Below are 15542 nucleotides of genomic sequence, written 5' to 3'. Positions count from 1 at the left end.
TATCGCGCCTGGTCCTCCATCCGCTGATAACCAATATCCAGGCAAGTTGGGTGAAACTTGGACCAAGCGGTGTTGCAGCGGCCCTGCGAGCCGGTGTCAACGACCTTGGCGGTACATTGATGGACGAATCCATCACCCGCGCTGCCGGCGGTCTGAACGGCCAATTATGCGATCCCACGCAAATGCATGGGTTCGCACGCGAGGCCGGTCGACCTGCCTCGCAGCGCACCACATTATACAAGCCTGTCATTGCCCCCAGTCTGGAGGCCGCCGAGTGACGTGCAGTTCGGGGGTGATCCGCCGAATCGCGGGCGACGGATATGATGTCCAAATTGGCTTCGATCGTTCGGGGAGGAATCTGGACATATCACGCCTGGAAATGCCCATGACGCTCGCCGACAGCCCTGCGGGATGGACAGAATAAACCTGGAAGCAAGAACGGCGCAAACGTCGCCAATTAATGGAAGGATAAGAATAATGTCAGTCGAAGAGCAAAATCTGCAAATCGTAAAAGACGCCTATGCCGCCAGCGCGCGCGGAGAACCGCAAGGGTTCACGGCAAGCTTTACGGATGAAACGGAAATCCACGAGGCCCCTTCCCTGCCCTATGGCGGCATTCACAAGGGCGTCCAAAGCTTCCCGAGCCTGATTGGAAAGGTGCTGGAGCATTATTCCAGTCTCAAATTCACCAAGCACAACATCATAGCCAGCGGCGACAACGTCATCTCCTGGGGCGTGCTTGATCTGGTCGGCAAGAAAACGGGAACGCCCGTCACCATACCTTTGGTCGAAATCTGGACGATCGTCGACGGAAAGACACAAAAGCTAGAAGTGGTATATGGCGACACCGCTGCGGCGCTGCGGGCTGCCGACCTCATATAATCGAGGCATAAGGTGCCGTTCGCTTGAACCCGCCGAGGTCCAGCAGGAGAGCCTGGACCGGCTGGGCGAGGTAGCGATGTATCAACTGGCTCGATTGATCGGACCATTGTTGTACCATCGCTATCCCCGCCTTACGTCATGAGGCTGTCGGCGCAAGCATTTCTATGATGCGCATATCGGTGTGGTTGTCCGGACCCACCGGTTTGAAGCAGACATGGTCCGCGCCGGCATCGAAATGGTCCTGGATACGCTTGCGCAGGGCGCTTTCGTCGCCCCATGCGATAATGGAATCCATCAGATGGTCAGAGCCGCCATTCGCGAAATCGGCATCGCTGAAACCCATCGCGCGCCAGGAATTAAGATAATTGTCGAGGCCAAGATAGAGTTCGAGTTCCGCTCTGGCGATGGCGCGTGCCTTCGCCGGGTCGGTTTCGAGGATCAGCTTCTGTTCGACGCATAACAGCTTTCCCGGCCCCAAAATCTCACGGGCCTGAGCCGTATGTTGCGGCGTCACATTGAACGTATGCGCGCCGTCCGCCTGATCACGGGAGAGTTCGAGCATTTTGCCCCTGAGCGCTGCCAGCACGATAGGCGTCTTTTCGGCTGGAGACGCGGCATAGTAGGGCGCACCTGCGATGCCCTCAAGATAGCCACGCATCGCGGCCACAGGCTTGGTATAGTCATGACCGCGTATGCCCTCGACAACCTTGCGATGGGATACGCCCAGCCCCATGATGAATCGGCCCCCGGACCATTCGTTCAAAGCACTGCCGGCCGCCGCGGAGGCGACGGGATCGCGCGAGTAGATCGACGATATGCCGGTCGCGACGATCATATTCTGCGTATTAGCAAGCAGCAGCGCGGAGGCTATGAATGAGTCGCGCCCGAACCCATCCGGCATCCATATCGCGGAATAGCCAAGTGTTTCCACATGGCGTACAAAGTTCACGATACGCGGTGCGGTAGCGCGCCCTAATCCTGCTGAATCGTCATTTTCAAAATGACCGATCGGACCATCGAGCGCTACCCATATACCTAATTTGCCAAGTTTCATTTCCTGCTCCCTTACCTTCGATGACTTGCCTAAATTCCATATGGCTCACCGCGATATGATCGCGATGCCGCGGCCGGGCGCCACATGAAACCCCTGTGCGCCTATTTAGCTATCGCAAACTCTCACGTTCAGGGTCATCAGATTTTGCAGACAACACCCCCCGAAGAGTGAACTTGAATGTCGCCGCAAGCAGGTGATAATCGCTGGCCGGGCGCATGCACATATGGACGGCCAGCCCGCGTGCCATGACCAACAAAGTTTCCACGCGTTCATCGATTTCCTGCCTCGTAAGACCGGGCAATAGGGGTTCGATAATGGTACGGAACGCCCTACGTATCCTTTCATCGGCCCGCAACACGAGGTCGAGGAACTTAGGATTGCGTTCCGCTTCTGCAATGATTTCCAGCGTCAGCGCAGACCGGTCATGGCTGAACAGCGACATGATCTCACTTGAAAGCGCTTCGATGACTGCTAGCCTGTCAGACGCGACGTGCTGTCCAAAATGGCTCATCTGCAGCATGAAATCCTCGAAATCACGCTCGCAAAGCGCGATCATGATCGCTTCTTTCGTCTCGAAATATTGATAAATATGCCCGCCGCTCATCGACGCCTGCGCTGCAATCCGGCTCAGGCTTGCCGCAAAGCCGTCGACACGAACGCAAGCCCTCGCCGCATCCAGTATCTGTGTCTGACGCTGCACCCGGTTTTCCAAGCGGGTCGTCGGCTTCTTTGCGTTTTTCATTGTCATCCTCTCTATCCGCTTAGCAAGCGCATGAGTGATTTTCCAGCCACTGCATGACCATCTCGAAAACTAGAATGGTCAACCGTTCTTTGTTGACTTGCGTAGGGGGCGGCGGTACCAGAGGCCATCATTTCCGCACATTGCGCGGAAGCTAAAAAAATGTGCTGCCCGGAGAGATCTGAACGTTATGACAATCGAGCAGAACTCGACCGACGCGCATAAACGTCGGCTGTTTGACGCCTTGGCGCATGCAGCCGAACGCATGGCGAGCCGCTTTGCCATTCCAGCGTCCGACATGGATCGGATGTCGGTGGCGACGGTGATCGGCGAATTGCTGCGCCACGAAAACCCTGCCGATCTTGTCCCCCTATATGCATCTGGATACGCATTGGCGGCGCGTCTGGCCGAGGTCATTGAACGCGAAGCGCCGAGTGCGGGAGAACTTACGCGGTTCCGTGAATTGGCCGCGACGATTGAGGGATCGAGTAACTATGCCGCGGCTCAGCACAGCCTTCTTGCACTAAAGTCGGCTCTGTCGTCGCTGGTGGCCCGATCGGGCTATCCGACTGACCCGACAGGCGCAATGAAAGGCATCGTCACGTCGCTTTGCCGCTGGGAGGAACGCGTTCTCAAACTCCCTTCCACAGAGAAAACCGAAGCCTTGCAGCAACGGGACTTCAGGCAAAGCCTGGAAGCGTCCGCCCGTGCGCAAGGCGGCGTTTTCGGACAGGCTCGGGTCGTCGAATTCGCCAGCCTGATTGGCGGCTTTTCCAATCTCACGACCCTGTTTACGCTTGAGGATGACGCGGGGGAACACTGGGACTTGGTCGCACGCGCCAGCACGGGGCTTCCGCTCGGTATTGAAGGGCGCACGATCCACGGCGAATATTTTCTCCTGCGCTATCTGCATCGGCACGGCGCGGCGGTAGCAGAGCCGATCTGGCTTGAGCGTTACACGGAAAAATATGACGCCCAGTTTCTTGTGACCCGCAAGCTGGAAGGCCAGAATTTTGGCACGGTGATCGAAGCGCAGCGACTCCGCCCGGCGCAACTCCGCGCGCTGGCGACCCAGCTTGCCAAGATTCACGCGATCCCCCTCGACAAATCTGACCCGGATTTGCGGCAAAGTCTCGTCGACACGGATCTGGTCGGCACTTCGACCAGTGAAGCGGTCCTTACCTATCTCGAACGCTGGATCAAGCTATGGCGGTCCACCGGCCTTTCGTCCCCAACGGTGGAGGCGACGCTGCACTGGCTGCGCGCCAATCTTCCGCAGATCACAGAGAAGCCGGTGCTCGTGCACGGCGATTACGCGCTGCACAACATCATGATGCATGGTGACGAAATCAGTGGCGTTCTGGATTGGGAACTGTCGCATCTTGGCGACAGAGCCGAAGATCTCGCCGGCTTGCTGGCGTCTTTTTCAAACGAGGACGACGCGCAACAGTTCATGCTCGACTATGTCGAGGCAGGCGGGATACCCGTGACGGAATTTCAACTGAAATATTTCAATCTCTTTCGTTTTTTCATCATGTACGTTGTGATGTCCGAGTCAGAATTTCGCTTCTACTCTTTGCCGCGAGTATATCCCGAACTATTGGTCCTTGGATCCTTCATCCATTTGCCCGCTCAGCGCATGGCAAAGGCGCTCGAAGAGGCGGAAAAGGCCAAAGCGCACGAATAACGGCGGTAGCGACCTCTGCCACAGTACGAAATTGACCATATGATCCTGGAAGGATAGCATGATGGCGCTTACCAAATTTGACGACTATTTCATTCACCAGACCAGTGACACGATAGATACCGTTGCGAACAAGAGCGAAAGCTTCATGGATCGCTGCTGGTTTGGCTGCCACGGTCTGGATGGGCGGACCTATATCGCTGCGGGGCTTGGCACCTACCCCAATGTCAGCGGCCACGGCGTGATTGACGGCTCTTTCTGCGTCATTCGCGATGGCGTGCAATATAACTTTCGGGCGTCGCGCCATATCTCGCACGAAAGCAATGAAACGGATCGAAACAACAGCCATGTCGGGCCACTGTCTGTAGAGATCATCGAACCGATGAAGCGTCAGCGCTTTTCGCTCGGCGCGAATCCTCATGGCATTTCCGGCTCGATCGATTTTACCGCCCGCGTCGCGCCATTTCTCTACAACAAGCTCGACGTGCCCAGTCATCCGATGACGCACTTTACTCAAATGGGCTATTTTGACGGATCGATCACAATTGGCAGCGAGACAATCGAACTTAATCGCTATGTCGGCGTGCGCGACCGCACTTGGGGTGTTCGAGGCAAGGGATTGATGCGTCATGTTGAGGCCTATTTTTGGATTATGGGCCATTTCGAAGATTGCGTCCTGAATTTCACCTTCTTCCACGTGCCCGTTGATGGCAACGACTACAAACTTGAAGATGGCGCGGTCATGTATGATGACGGGCGGGTGGTTCGACTCGTCAACGTGCGCCACAATTTCCACTTCGACGAGGACACGACGTCGCAAGGCAGCACGCGCGTTTGGAGCCAAGCCGAGTGGGAATTCACCGACGAACATGGGAAGGTCTGGACACTGGAGGCCAAGGGCATTCACGCGCCATTCTACAACGCGGGGCAGGGCTATGACGATCGCCATGGCTTGGACCGCGGGCCGCTTTTGGTCGAAGGAGAGACGTGGGATTTCAACCGAAACAGCACGCTCGATACGCTCAGGCGCGATCGGAGCGGTGATGATGATCGCTGGCATTTCGATATTCAGGATCGTCTGGCCGAACTGAGCCTGAATGGCCAAAAAGGAGTCGGATTGGTCAACAATGTCTGTGGCCCGCGCGAAGGCTGGAGGTATAATCCCACCCTGGCCCGTTGAAACACGTGAAAGGACAATGGCGAACGATCAGTCATCGCTGATAATGTCCTGGATTGCCAGTTCGCTGCCGTCATCGACCTGTTCTCCCGCCGGGTGGTGGCCCTTCGACACGCTCAGGAGGTCAATGAGCGCCACCACGACGGCCCAACTCGTGACGGATGCCCTGATCATGGCGATCTGGCGTCGTGGCAAGCCCGAGCCGATGTGTTCGATTACATCGAGAGATTTCATAATCCGACACGCCGACACTCGACCGTGGGGTATCTCAGCCCCATCGACTTCGAGCGGGAAGCCGGTGTAGCTTGAATGAGCTTATCTTGGTGGCCAACAAACCGCAGCAGGCGCACCGCCATATCCAGCGCTCTGGCCTTTGTGGCGCGTGGTGCGTTTGTCGATCAACGTCTTGCGGACTTTGCCCAGCTTGCTGACCGTGCCGTTGACGGCGATTGTCGGTCCAGACGAAACAGATACGCCATGTTCGACTGGACAGGTGAAGCTGGCGACACAGGGCGCAACGATAGGGGTACAGCACAGCGTCCGCCTGACGCGAAGGAGCCGCCCGTCGCAACGCCCGTCATATGTCCCTAAGGGTGCTTTTGCGAACGACGAGTTCCACGTCCTGTTCGATGCGTCGCGGTCCCTGGTTTGGGCTGCTTCGGTCGAGAAGCAGCCGCGTGGCCGCGGCTGCCTGCTCCACGATCGATTGCCTGATCGTGGTCAGCGGCGGCCAGATCAGGCGGGCGATCTCGCTGTCATCGAAACCGGTCACCGCGATTTCGCCCGGCACCGCTATTCCGTTCGCGCCCAATATGCTGATCACGCCGGCAGCCATTTCATCGTTGATCGCGCAAATGACGGAGGGGCGCCTATTCCCGGCCCGCGACAGAATTCGTCGAGTCGCCTTTGCACCGGAATCATAGGTATAGTCACCCTGCTCTACCATGACAGTTGTGGAGGTGATTCCATGCGCCGCCAGCGCCGCTTCAAATTCCGCCATTCGAATGTGCGAGGAGCTATGGCTGGCAGGTCCGCCGATCAGTGCGAACCTGCGGTGTCCCAGCTGGTAGAGATGATCGACCAGCTGCCGCACTCCGTCGCCGTCGCGCGCAAAGACTGCATCGGTCCTTGCGATGTCACTGGCCGGCGACATGCGAACCATGGGTATCCTGCGCGCCTCAAAGAGATCGAGCAGGTCAGCGTCATCGGTCAATGGCGGGATAAGGATCGCGCCTGCCAGTCCGACGCTGTCGACCAGTTCCGCTACGCTTTTTGCGATGCCGGTTTCCTGGGACGCAAATTCCTCGAGCGTAAGGAAGGTACCCGTTTCACGGCAGACCCTCGAAACGCCGCGCACCACATCGGCCACATAATGCGGTGAAGGGTTGCTGTTAAGGATGGCGATCAGAAAGGACCGGTCGCTCCGCAACGCGCGCGCGGCGAAATTGGGCCGGAATCTTAACTGCGCGATCGCTTTGGCGACCTTTTCCCTGGTCTTGGCCGATACCCCCGGTTCCCCGTTGATGACCCGCGAAACCGTGCGAGCGGCAACACCGGCAAGAGCGCCAACGTCATGCAATGTCAGTTTGGTGTCGCTCATTCGCTTTGCCCTTTCCCAAGGCGGTTTCGCGTCCTCCGCTCCGCTTGTCAAACTGCGTTCAAGCCCTATTGTCAACGTTGGCAATAAATGTTAGGTCCATTCTACTATTAAGCCAAATTAACGGCTCAGAGTAGATTTGGAGGGGGTTTTCCATGGTCAGTCATCGCTTTCGTACATCTGCATTCGCCTTGGCCGCGTGCCTTGCCATTCCTGGCGGGGCCTACGCTCAAACCGATCAAGCGCTGGAAATTCCCGAGGGGGAAATTGTCGTCACGGCGACGCGAAACGAATCGCTGGCGTCGAAAACACCGATCGCATTGACTGCTGTCAGCGGCGAAGCGCTGGTGTCGGCGGGTATCACCAACCCTACGTCGCTGGCCGAGCAGGTTCCCAACCTGTCGATCGATCGCAACAATGGTCTGCAGATCACCATCCGCGGCGTAACGAGTTCGGACAACACGGAAAAAGGCGATCCTTCCGCCGCATTCATGGTCGACGGCATTTATATCGCGCGTCCCCAGGCGCAGGAGGTCAGTTTCTTCGATCTTCAGCGTGTCGAAGTGCTCCGCGGCCCTCAAGGCACGCTCTTTGGTCGCAACACGACCGCCGGCCTTGTCAACGTCATCACCAGCAAGCCGAAGCTGGGCAGCTTCAGCGGCTCGCTTGACGCTAGCTACGGCAATTTCGACACGCAGCAGATTACTGGCGTCCTCAACGTCCCTGTAAGTGACGCCATCGCGGTCCGGGCTGCCGTCAATTACGACCGGCGCGACAGCTACCTGATCCGGGGACCGGCCTTCACGACGCCGCTCGATCCGTTCAAGAAAAATCTGTCCGGCCGCCTTTCCGCCCTGTTCGACCTGGGTGACGGCGAATTGCTGATCCGCGGCGACTATTCGTCGATCAAGGGCGTCCCGTACAACGGTCTTCCGACGGGTAATTTCTATCGGACCTTCAATACGGCAGGCGTCGAGCCGATCTATATCGGGACCAGCAAAACCGCCGATCAACTGCGCACGATCAACGCACCCGTGACCACCCCGCTCAATGCCGACAATTCAACCTGGGGCGTCATGGCAGACTTCAGCTACGATCTTGGGCCGGTCACGCTCAACTATCTCGGCTCCTATCGAGAATTCGAGCGTCGCGAGAATAATGCAAATCAATTGAGCTTCGGGGGCGTTGCACCCTCAACTTTCAGGGGAAATTATTGGCAGAACAGCCAGGAAATTCGCTTCTCCGTCGGCGATGGCCCACTCAAGGCGCAGGCTGGGCTATATTATTTCAAGGAGAGGTCGCGCATCAGGACTGACATCATCGGTTTGCTCGCGCCCACCCCGGGCACGCCCGGCTATATATATGGCTTTCCCCAGGGTCCGACGATAACCGAATCCTGGGCCGGGTTCGGGCAAGCCACCTATGCTGTCGCCGACAGCTTCCGCCTGACGGCAGGCATCCGCTATTCGCACGACAAGAAGTCGCGTAACGGGGCCACCGTTGTTTGTGGCACTGTCGCGTGCAATCAGCCCGGCGATTCATCGACGCCCAATATCGCCGCCGGATCCTTTTCCAAGGTGACCTGGCGCCTGGGCGCGGATTTCGACCTCAATGATCGTACCCTGCTCTATGGTGTCGTCGCTACCGGATACAAGGCGGGCGGATTTAATGACGGCTGCGAAACCGGCACGGGTCCGACCTGCGACCGCCCCGCCAGCGGACTCTATTACGATCCCGAAACGCTGACGTCTTATGAAGTCGGCATCAAGACGCGGTTTCTGGACAATGCCGTGCGGCTCAACGCATCGGCATTCCATTATGATTATAAGAATATCCAGCTTAATCAAACGGCAACCTGCGGCGCAGGTCCGTGCCAACTCATTTCCAACGCGGCGGTGGCAAAGGTCGACGGCGTGGAGCTTGAAGGCGTGATTGCCCCGGCGCCATCGAGCAAGTTCGACTTCGCGATGGCATGGCTTAATGCGCGCTATGATGACTTCCAGGTCATACCGACGGTCAATTTCGGCGGCAGAAAGCTCGATCGCTCGCCGTCGATCTCGTTCACCGCCGGTTACACGCACACCCTCGAACTCGCTAATGGCGGCAATATCCAGGCGGGCGTGCGCACGCGTGTTTCCGACGACTTCCGACTTGCCGCGCTTGGAACGCAGACACAGTTCCGCGTTCCCGGATATACGAAGACCGACATGCTTGTGGCCTATAATGCTCCCGGTGATCGCTGGTACATCCAGGGCTTCGCCAAGAATCTGGAGAATAATATCGTTCTTTCTACAGCGACCAACGGCTTCTTTGGTTTTTCTCAGATTACCGACCCGCGCACTTATGGCGCACGCGTCGGCGTGAAGTTCTGATAGTCGGGAGCGTTCGGGTTCATGGGGCAGGCTGCGGTCCAGGCGGATCGGGGCCTGCCCATCATCATACAGCAGGAAGAGCGCAATGACCGTGTTGGTTTCCGACCATGTTCAAACCGGCTCTGAACCGATGCCTGCATCGCGCACGCTGGTTGCGGCCGTTGTCGGGCTCTTCTTCATCTGGGGCGGACTGACCAGCCTCAATGACATTCTGATCCCCAAGCTCAAGGGGCTGTTCTCGCTCTCCTACACCGAAGCGATGCTGACCCAGTTCGCCTTCTTCATGGCCTATTTCATCGTCTCGATTCCCGCCGGCGCGCTGATCGCCCGGATCGGATATCTCAAGGGTATTGTCGTTGGCCTTGTGACCATGGCCGTCGGTTGCCTGATGTTCGTGCCCGCCTCGTCGTCGGGTATCTATTCCGCCTTCCTCGCGGCGCTGTTCATATTGGCCGCCGGGATCACGATCCTGCAGGTCGGCGCGAACCCGCTGATCGCCAATCTGGGCGATCCGGCGACATCGCACAGCCGCCTGACGCTGGCGCAGGCATTCAACTCGCTGGGCACTACCCTGTTTCCGCCAATTGGCGCGCTGATCATCCTCGGCTCGATGAGCGAGGTGGACCCGGCGGCGCTTGCGCCTGCCGAGCGCGCCATTTTCCTGACCAAAGAGGCAGCGGTCATCGGCCACGCCTATATTGCGATTGCCGTGATACTCGTGGCCGTCGCCTTGTTCTTCTTCCTGCGTCGCTCCGCGATCACGGGCGGACGGGGCAACGCCGTCAGCCTGGCCGGATCGTTTGCCCTGTTGCGGAACAGGCGGCTGGCGGGCGGCATGGCGTCGCTCTTTCTCTATGTCGGGGCGGAAGTCGCGATCGGCTCGATGCTCGTCAACTATCTCGCGCAGGATCGCGTGATGGGATTGAGCGAACAGGTGGCCGGAACGATGATCGCGCTCTATTGGGGCGGCGCGATGGTGGGCCGCTTCGTCGGCGCCTTGCTGCTGCGGCGCTTCAAGCCCGGTCTGGTTCTGGCGGCTGTCTGCATCGGCGCGGTCCTGCTGATCGCCCTTTCGGCGATGACCGCGGGCGCTGTGGCCGGCTATGCGATCCTGGCCGTCGGCCTGATGAACGCGATCATGTTTCCTACGATCTTCAGCCTGGGGATCGAAGGGCTGGGCGAGCGGACGCCGCAGGGGTCGGGCCTGCTGTGCATGGCCATTGTCGGCGGCGCGCTCATCCCGCTGCTGGCCGGCGCGGTCGCCGATGCCACGTCGCTCGCGATGGCGCTTGCCATTCCCGCCACCTGCTATCTCTTGATCGCCATTTACGGCTGGTCGGCACGCGACCCGGCCTGAGAAAGGAAATTCCATGCGCCCTGTTCTGCTCTCCCTGTCCTGCCTGATCGCCTCGCAGCCGCTGATGGCGCAACCTGCATCGCGCGATGCCGATGCCAAGGCCGCGCGCCTGGAAGCGCAGATGACCGATGCCGAACGGATCAGCCTGTTGTCCGGCATCATGCCGATTTCCTTTCCGGGCCTGGAGGTGAAGGTGCCCGAAGGCGTGCCCGCCACGGCCGGTTATGTCCCCGGCATCGCGCGGCTGGGCATTCCGCCGCAGCTTGCGACCGATGCGAGCCTGGGGATCGCCAACCCTGCCCAGTTACGGAAGGGCGATGTCGCCACGGCCATGCCGTCGGGCCTGCTGCTGGCGTCGTCGTTCGACCCCGCGCTGGCCGAACAGGTCGGCGCAACCGTTGCTGCCGAAGCGCGCGCCAAGGGTTTCAACATTCTGCTTGGCGGGGGCATGAACCTGGCGCGGGACCCGCGCAACGGTCGCAATTTTGAATATCTTGGCGAAGACCCGTTGCTCGCCGGAACGCTTGTCGGTCATGCCATCCGTGGCACCCAGTCGCAGGGGGTGGTTTCGACCATCAAGCATTTTGCCCTCAACGGGCAGGAAACGCTGCGTCATACGGCAGATTCGGTGATCGCGGAAAGCGCGCTGCGGGAAAGCGAATTGCTGGGTTTCCAGATCGGTATAGAGATCGGCCAGCCGGGCGCGGTCATGTGCGCCTATAATCTGGTCAATGGGTACAAGGCGTGCGGCAACGACTATCTGCTGAACCGCGTACTCAAGGGCGATTGGCAATATAAGGGCTGGGTCATGTCGGACTGGGGGGCGGTCGATGACGTCTCCTATTTCAAGTCAGGCCTTGATCAGCAGATGGGTTACCAACTCGACAAGCAGCATTGGTTCGGTCAGCCGCTTGCCAATCTCGTCACCAGCGGGGAGGTGTCCAGGAGCCGTCTTTCCGATGCTGTGCGCCGCAACCTGCGCAGCCTGTTCGCGGTCGGCATTACCGATGCCTATGAACCGCAGCCAATCGATTACAAGGCGCATGCAAATGTCGCGCTCGATGCGGCGCGCGGCGGCATCGTCCTGCTCAAGAATGACGGCATATTGCCGCTCGCCACCAAGGCCCGCACTATCCTGGTGGTGGGTGGGAATGCCGATTTCGGGGTGTTGTCGGGCGGGGGGTCCAGTCAGGTCACCCCGTCCAATGGCGCGCCGCGGATCATCGAGCAGGGCGGTGACGGGGTGATGGCCCTGTTCAGTCGACATCTCTATATGGTCGGTGCACCGCTCGACGCGCTGCGCAAGGGTTTGCCCGGCACCACCATCAGCTTTCAGAACGGCTATTCGGCGGAAACCGCCGCGGCCTATGCCGCCAAAGCGGACATGGTGATCGTTTTCGCGACCAAATGGGAGGGAGAGGGCGTGGACTCCGGCTCACTCGCCCTGCCGCAGGGACAGGATCGCCTGATTTCTGCTCTGGCCGACGCCAATTCCAATCTGGTGGTCGTGCTGGAAACCGGGAATCCCGTGACGATGCCATGGCTCGACAAGGCCAAGGCCGTCGTGCAGGCTTGGTATCCGGGTCAGGAAGGCGGGCAGGCCATTGCCGATATTCTGACCGGCAGCGTCAATCCGTCGGGCCGTGTGCCGATCACCTATCCTGCCTTGATCGATCAATATCCGCGCGTCGCCCTGCCGGGACTTGGTCTGGCCGATCGCACGCCGGTCAAGGTTCCCTATGACGAGGGCGCCGACGCCGGTTATCGCGGGTTCGCGAAATCGGGCGAGACGCCGCTATTCGCCTTCGGCCATGGCCTGAGCTACACCAGCTTTTCCCACGGTCCCCTGTCGGCCACGGGCGGCAAGCAAGTTCGGCTGCGCTTCACCGTACGCAATGTGGGCGACCGCGCCGGCGCGGATGTGCCGCAACTCTATCTGGTCGGGCGCAATGGCGAAAAGCGCCAGCGGCTCGTCGGGTTTCAGAAAGTATCGCTGCAACCGGGCGAGAGCCGCCAGGTGACGCTCGACGTCGACAACCGCTTGTTGGCCGACTGGAAAGACGGCGGCTGGTCGATCTCCAGCGGTAGTTACAGCTTCGCGCTCGGCGAAAATGCAGCAAAACTGGGAGCGCCCGTCACGGTCCGCCTGCCAGCCAAAAGCTGGAAGGATTGACGGCGAGCCGCTCCGGCCCGTCGGCTATATTCCGCAAGATCATGATCAATGGTCGCCGGACCGGGGTTGCCTCCTGAAATAAGGCAGTGGGAGATTTGACGGATGAAAGTAATTCATAAAGCCTTGCTCGGCGCTGCTTGCTTCGCCGCCATGATGTCCCCTTTCGCCTCGGTCGCAGCGAAACCTGGTGCGCAAACAGCCAGCACACCGGCAAAGGCGGACACCACCCGCCCACGCAACATCATTTTCGTGCTGGTGGATGACCTACGCTTTGACGGCCTGGGCTTTCTCAACCCCCAGATCCGTACGCCCAATATCGACCGCATGGCTCGCGAGGGAACCTATCTTTCCAATGCAGTGGTCACATCCTCGCTCTGCAGCCCCAGCCGCGCGACGATCCTGACCGGCCAGACCGCGCGCAACCATCTGGTGGTCGACAACAACAACTCGTCGGAAGAGGGGCTGGTCTATTTTCCCAGCTACCTTCAGCAGGCCGGTTACCAGACCGCATTCATCGGCAAATGGCACATGGGCAACGATAGCGATGCGCCACGTGCCGGATTCGACAAGTGGGTCAGCTTCAAGGGTCAGGGAACCTACTGGCCCAAGAGCGATTTTCCAGGCCAGCCCGATACGGTACTTAACATCGACGGCAGGCAGGTCCCTCAGAAGGGCTACATCACCGATGAGCTGACCGACTATGCGATAGGCTGGCTGGACAAGGAGCGCGATTCGAAGAAGCCGTTCTTCCTGTACCTTAGCCACAAGGCGGTTCATTCCGACCCGCTACCGCCACCGCGATATGCGCACCAATATGACAACACCGTGTTCAAGTTGCCCGCAAGCTCTGCGAACACACCAGAGAACTACAATGGCAAACCACGCTGGGTCTATGATCAGCGCAACAGCTGGCATGGCATCGATTTCTTCTACAACGCTGACGTGCCGATGCCGGAATATCTCAAATATTATTATGGCACCCTTTCGGCGGTGGACGACAGCATGGGACGGCTCTTCGCTTACCTGAAGAAAAACCGCCTCGACAAGGATACGCTGGTGGTCTTCACCTCCGACAACGGTTTCCAGACCGGCGACCACGGGCTGATCGACAAACGCACTGCTTACGAGGCATCGGTGCGCGTACCGCTGCTGGTGTGGGAGCCGGGTACGGTGCCAGCAGGCGTGGTGAACAGCGGCCGGGTGCGCAACCTCGACTTCGCGCCCACCGTCCTCACCGCCGCCGGCATCACCAATAAGCCGTCGCAGTTCGAGGGCCAGAGCGCGTGGAGTCTATGGAACGGCAATACCATCCCCAGCGACTGGAAGCCGGGCGACTTCGTCTACGAATATTATTGGGAATACAACTTTCCGGAAACGCCGACTACCTTCGCTATCACGCGCGGCAGCGTGAAATACATCCAATATTATGGCATTTACGACACGGACGAACTGTATGATCTTTCGGCGGACCCCGAAGAGATGCACAATCTCGTCGACGATCCGGCTTGGGCAGAGAAAAAACAGGAGTTGCGCGGTGCGTTGTACGCGCAACTCGCCAACCGTCAGGGCAAGCATATGATCCCCTATATGGAGCGTCAGTCGATCGGCGCGGTGCGTCGCCGCAAGGGGGGCACGGGCGCGGCACCATTTCCCGACAAATGGTACATCGAACCCAACCCCACCGACCGTTACGACGATATGATGCCCGACACGCCGATGAAGCTGAAGGCCCGCGAGATGGGTAAGCCGTTTATGTACACACCTCCGCTTAAGCAGCTCATCGATCGAGCCATCAAGGACACGCCCCGCTAGTGTGGTGGATTTGAAATTCGCCACATTAAGCGGCTAGGCGCGGAGCGAATTTCAAATCCTCAAACCACACTAGAATAATATAGTTGCTAGCGACCCTTTTGAATCTGAAGTTCGTTCCGAGTTATCGACATTGCGTGACGAACTTCAGATTCGGGTCATTAGCGGGCCGCAGTGACACCGGCTACGATTCAGCCTGATGTGCAGGAAAATAGCGCACAGAACGCCGTCATTCTATCCCGACACATGCTTGCCTCAAGCTGACGTGACCTCCGTTTTTTCCTCCATTTGGAGCTAGAGTCCGACCCTGAAGAAGGGACGGACAAATGAAGCGGAAGCAGTTTTCGGACGAGCAGATCATCGGCATCCTGAAGGAGGCCGAGGCTGGGGCGGTAGTGATGGATCTGTGCCGGCGGAACGGGATGTCAAGCGCGACCTATTACGAGAGGAAGGCCAAGTTCGGCTGCCTCGAGGTGTCCGATGCGAAGCGGCTGCGGGCGCTCGAGGAGGAGAACGCGCGGCTCAAGCGGCTGCTGGGTAAGCGGGGCCTGAGTGCCGCCTTGCGCTGTACCCATTCGCTGGGATGATTGCCGAGCTTTAAGCTACATTGGCGGCTGCTCACGCTGATATTTCCGCCCGCGAAATCCTGATTGATACGCTGTGCGTGCAGATTGCACGCCTCAAGGCTCTCCTGAGCG

10 protein-coding genes and 3 pseudogenes are annotated in these 15542 nt (G+C 58.9%); 10 read left to right on the top strand and 3 right to left on the bottom strand.

Going from position 1 to position 15542, the window contains the following annotated elements:
- Together fbiC and ACODSR_RS20440 are read left to right on the top strand one after the other, a co-directional pair.
- Positions 1 to 278, top strand: a pseudogene (fbiC, locus tag ACODSR_RS20445) (7,8-didemethyl-8-hydroxy-5-deazariboflavin synthase); the annotation flags it as partial.
- Between the two features lie 199 nt (positions 279 to 477).
- Positions 478 to 882 (top strand): nuclear transport factor 2 family protein, encoded by a 405-nt coding sequence (locus ACODSR_RS20440; protein WP_224551315.1) that lies wholly within the window; start codon positions 478 to 480, stop codon positions 880 to 882.
- Positions 883 to 1018: 136 nt separating this feature from the next.
- Here ACODSR_RS20440 and ACODSR_RS20435 read toward each other — a convergent pair whose 3' ends face one another.
- Together ACODSR_RS20435 and ACODSR_RS20430 are read right to left on the bottom strand one after the other, a co-directional pair.
- The gene (locus tag ACODSR_RS20435; RefSeq protein ID WP_489078381.1) at positions 1019 to 1936 is read right to left on the bottom strand and encodes a TIGR03620 family F420-dependent LLM class oxidoreductase; all 918 of its coding nucleotides are present in this window, start codon (positions 1934 to 1936) and stop codon (positions 1019 to 1021) included.
- A 109-nt stretch (positions 1937 to 2045) separates the two neighbouring features.
- Complete coding sequence (locus ACODSR_RS20430; protein ID WP_489078380.1) at positions 2046 to 2684, bottom strand: TetR/AcrR family transcriptional regulator; 639 nt, start codon at positions 2682 to 2684, stop codon at positions 2046 to 2048.
- A gap of 181 nt (positions 2685 to 2865) precedes the next feature.
- Between ACODSR_RS20430 and ACODSR_RS20425 the strand changes: the two genes are divergently transcribed.
- The 3 genes and pseudogenes from ACODSR_RS20425 to ACODSR_RS20415 form a co-directional block, all read left to right on the top strand.
- Positions 2866 to 4362: a phosphotransferase family protein gene (locus tag ACODSR_RS20425; RefSeq protein WP_489078379.1), complete on the top strand. Its 1497-nt coding sequence runs from the start codon at positions 2866 to 2868 to the stop codon at positions 4360 to 4362.
- A 58-nt stretch (positions 4363 to 4420) separates the two neighbouring features.
- The gene (locus tag ACODSR_RS20420; protein WP_489078378.1) at positions 4421 to 5539 is read left to right on the top strand and encodes an Rv3169 family protein; all 1119 of its coding nucleotides are present in this window, start codon (positions 4421 to 4423) and stop codon (positions 5537 to 5539) included.
- A gap of 9 nt (positions 5540 to 5548) precedes the next feature.
- Positions 5549 to 5845, top strand: a pseudogene (locus ACODSR_RS20415) (hypothetical protein); the annotation flags it as partial.
- A 268-nt stretch (positions 5846 to 6113) separates the two neighbouring features.
- Here the strand turns inward: ACODSR_RS20415 and ACODSR_RS20410 are convergent.
- The gene (locus ACODSR_RS20410; protein WP_489078376.1) at positions 6114 to 7136 is read right to left on the bottom strand and encodes a LacI family DNA-binding transcriptional regulator; all 1023 of its coding nucleotides are present in this window, start codon (positions 7134 to 7136) and stop codon (positions 6114 to 6116) included.
- A 152-nt stretch (positions 7137 to 7288) separates the two neighbouring features.
- On the opposite strand from ACODSR_RS20410, the gene ACODSR_RS20405 reads away from it, so the two are divergent.
- The 5 genes and pseudogenes from ACODSR_RS20405 to ACODSR_RS20385 all read left to right on the top strand — a co-directional run.
- A complete protein-coding gene (locus tag ACODSR_RS20405) occupies positions 7289 to 9505 on the top strand; it encodes a TonB-dependent receptor (protein WP_489078375.1) in 2217 nt (738 codons plus the stop codon).
- A gap of 85 nt (positions 9506 to 9590) precedes the next feature.
- Complete coding sequence (locus ACODSR_RS20400; protein ID WP_489078374.1) at positions 9591 to 10862, top strand: sugar MFS transporter; 1272 nt, start codon at positions 9591 to 9593, stop codon at positions 10860 to 10862.
- A gap of 13 nt (positions 10863 to 10875) precedes the next feature.
- Positions 10876 to 13035 (top strand): beta-glucosidase family protein, encoded by a 2160-nt coding sequence (locus tag ACODSR_RS20395; protein ID WP_489078372.1) that lies wholly within the window; start codon positions 10876 to 10878, stop codon positions 13033 to 13035.
- Positions 13036 to 13137: 102 nt separating this feature from the next.
- Positions 13138 to 14847 carry a sulfatase family protein gene (locus ACODSR_RS20390; protein ID WP_489078370.1) on the top strand — a complete coding sequence of 570 codons (1710 nt, stop codon included), beginning with the start codon at positions 13138 to 13140 and terminating at the stop codon, positions 14845 to 14847.
- Between the two features lie 323 nt (positions 14848 to 15170).
- Positions 15171 to 15404: pseudogene (locus ACODSR_RS20385) on the top strand (transposase); the annotation flags it as partial.
- Positions 15405 to 15542 lie beyond the last annotated feature (138 nt).

Source organism: Sphingobium sp. FG125 (genome assembly GCF_057809795.1).
This window is presented reverse-complemented; position numbering and strand designations above follow the sequence as displayed.

What these genes read in the sequence shown, in the direction of transcription:
- ACODSR_RS20440 (WP_224551315.1), top strand. Translation starts at nt 478, where the DNA reads ATGTCAGTCGAAGAGCAAAATCTGCAAATCGTAAAAGACGCCTATGCC.
- ACODSR_RS20435 (WP_489078381.1), bottom strand. Translation starts at nt 1,936, where the DNA reads ATGAAACTTGGCAAATTAGGTATATGGGTAGCGCTCGATGGTCCGATC.
- ACODSR_RS20430 (WP_489078380.1), bottom strand. Translation starts at nt 2,684, where the DNA reads ATGACAATGAAAAACGCAAAGAAGCCGACGACCCGCTTGGAAAACCGG.
- ACODSR_RS20425 (WP_489078379.1), top strand. Translation starts at nt 2,866, where the DNA reads ATGACAATCGAGCAGAACTCGACCGACGCGCATAAACGTCGGCTGTTT.
- ACODSR_RS20420 (WP_489078378.1), top strand. Translation starts at nt 4,421, where the DNA reads ATGATGGCGCTTACCAAATTTGACGACTATTTCATTCACCAGACCAGT.
- ACODSR_RS20410 (WP_489078376.1), bottom strand. Translation starts at nt 7,136, where the DNA reads ATGAGCGACACCAAACTGACATTGCATGACGTTGGCGCTCTTGCCGGT.
- ACODSR_RS20405 (WP_489078375.1), top strand. Translation starts at nt 7,289, where the DNA reads ATGGTCAGTCATCGCTTTCGTACATCTGCATTCGCCTTGGCCGCGTGC.
- ACODSR_RS20400 (WP_489078374.1), top strand. Translation starts at nt 9,591, where the DNA reads ATGACCGTGTTGGTTTCCGACCATGTTCAAACCGGCTCTGAACCGATG.
- ACODSR_RS20395 (WP_489078372.1), top strand. Translation starts at nt 10,876, where the DNA reads ATGCGCCCTGTTCTGCTCTCCCTGTCCTGCCTGATCGCCTCGCAGCCG.
- ACODSR_RS20390 (WP_489078370.1), top strand. Translation starts at nt 13,138, where the DNA reads ATGAAAGTAATTCATAAAGCCTTGCTCGGCGCTGCTTGCTTCGCCGCC.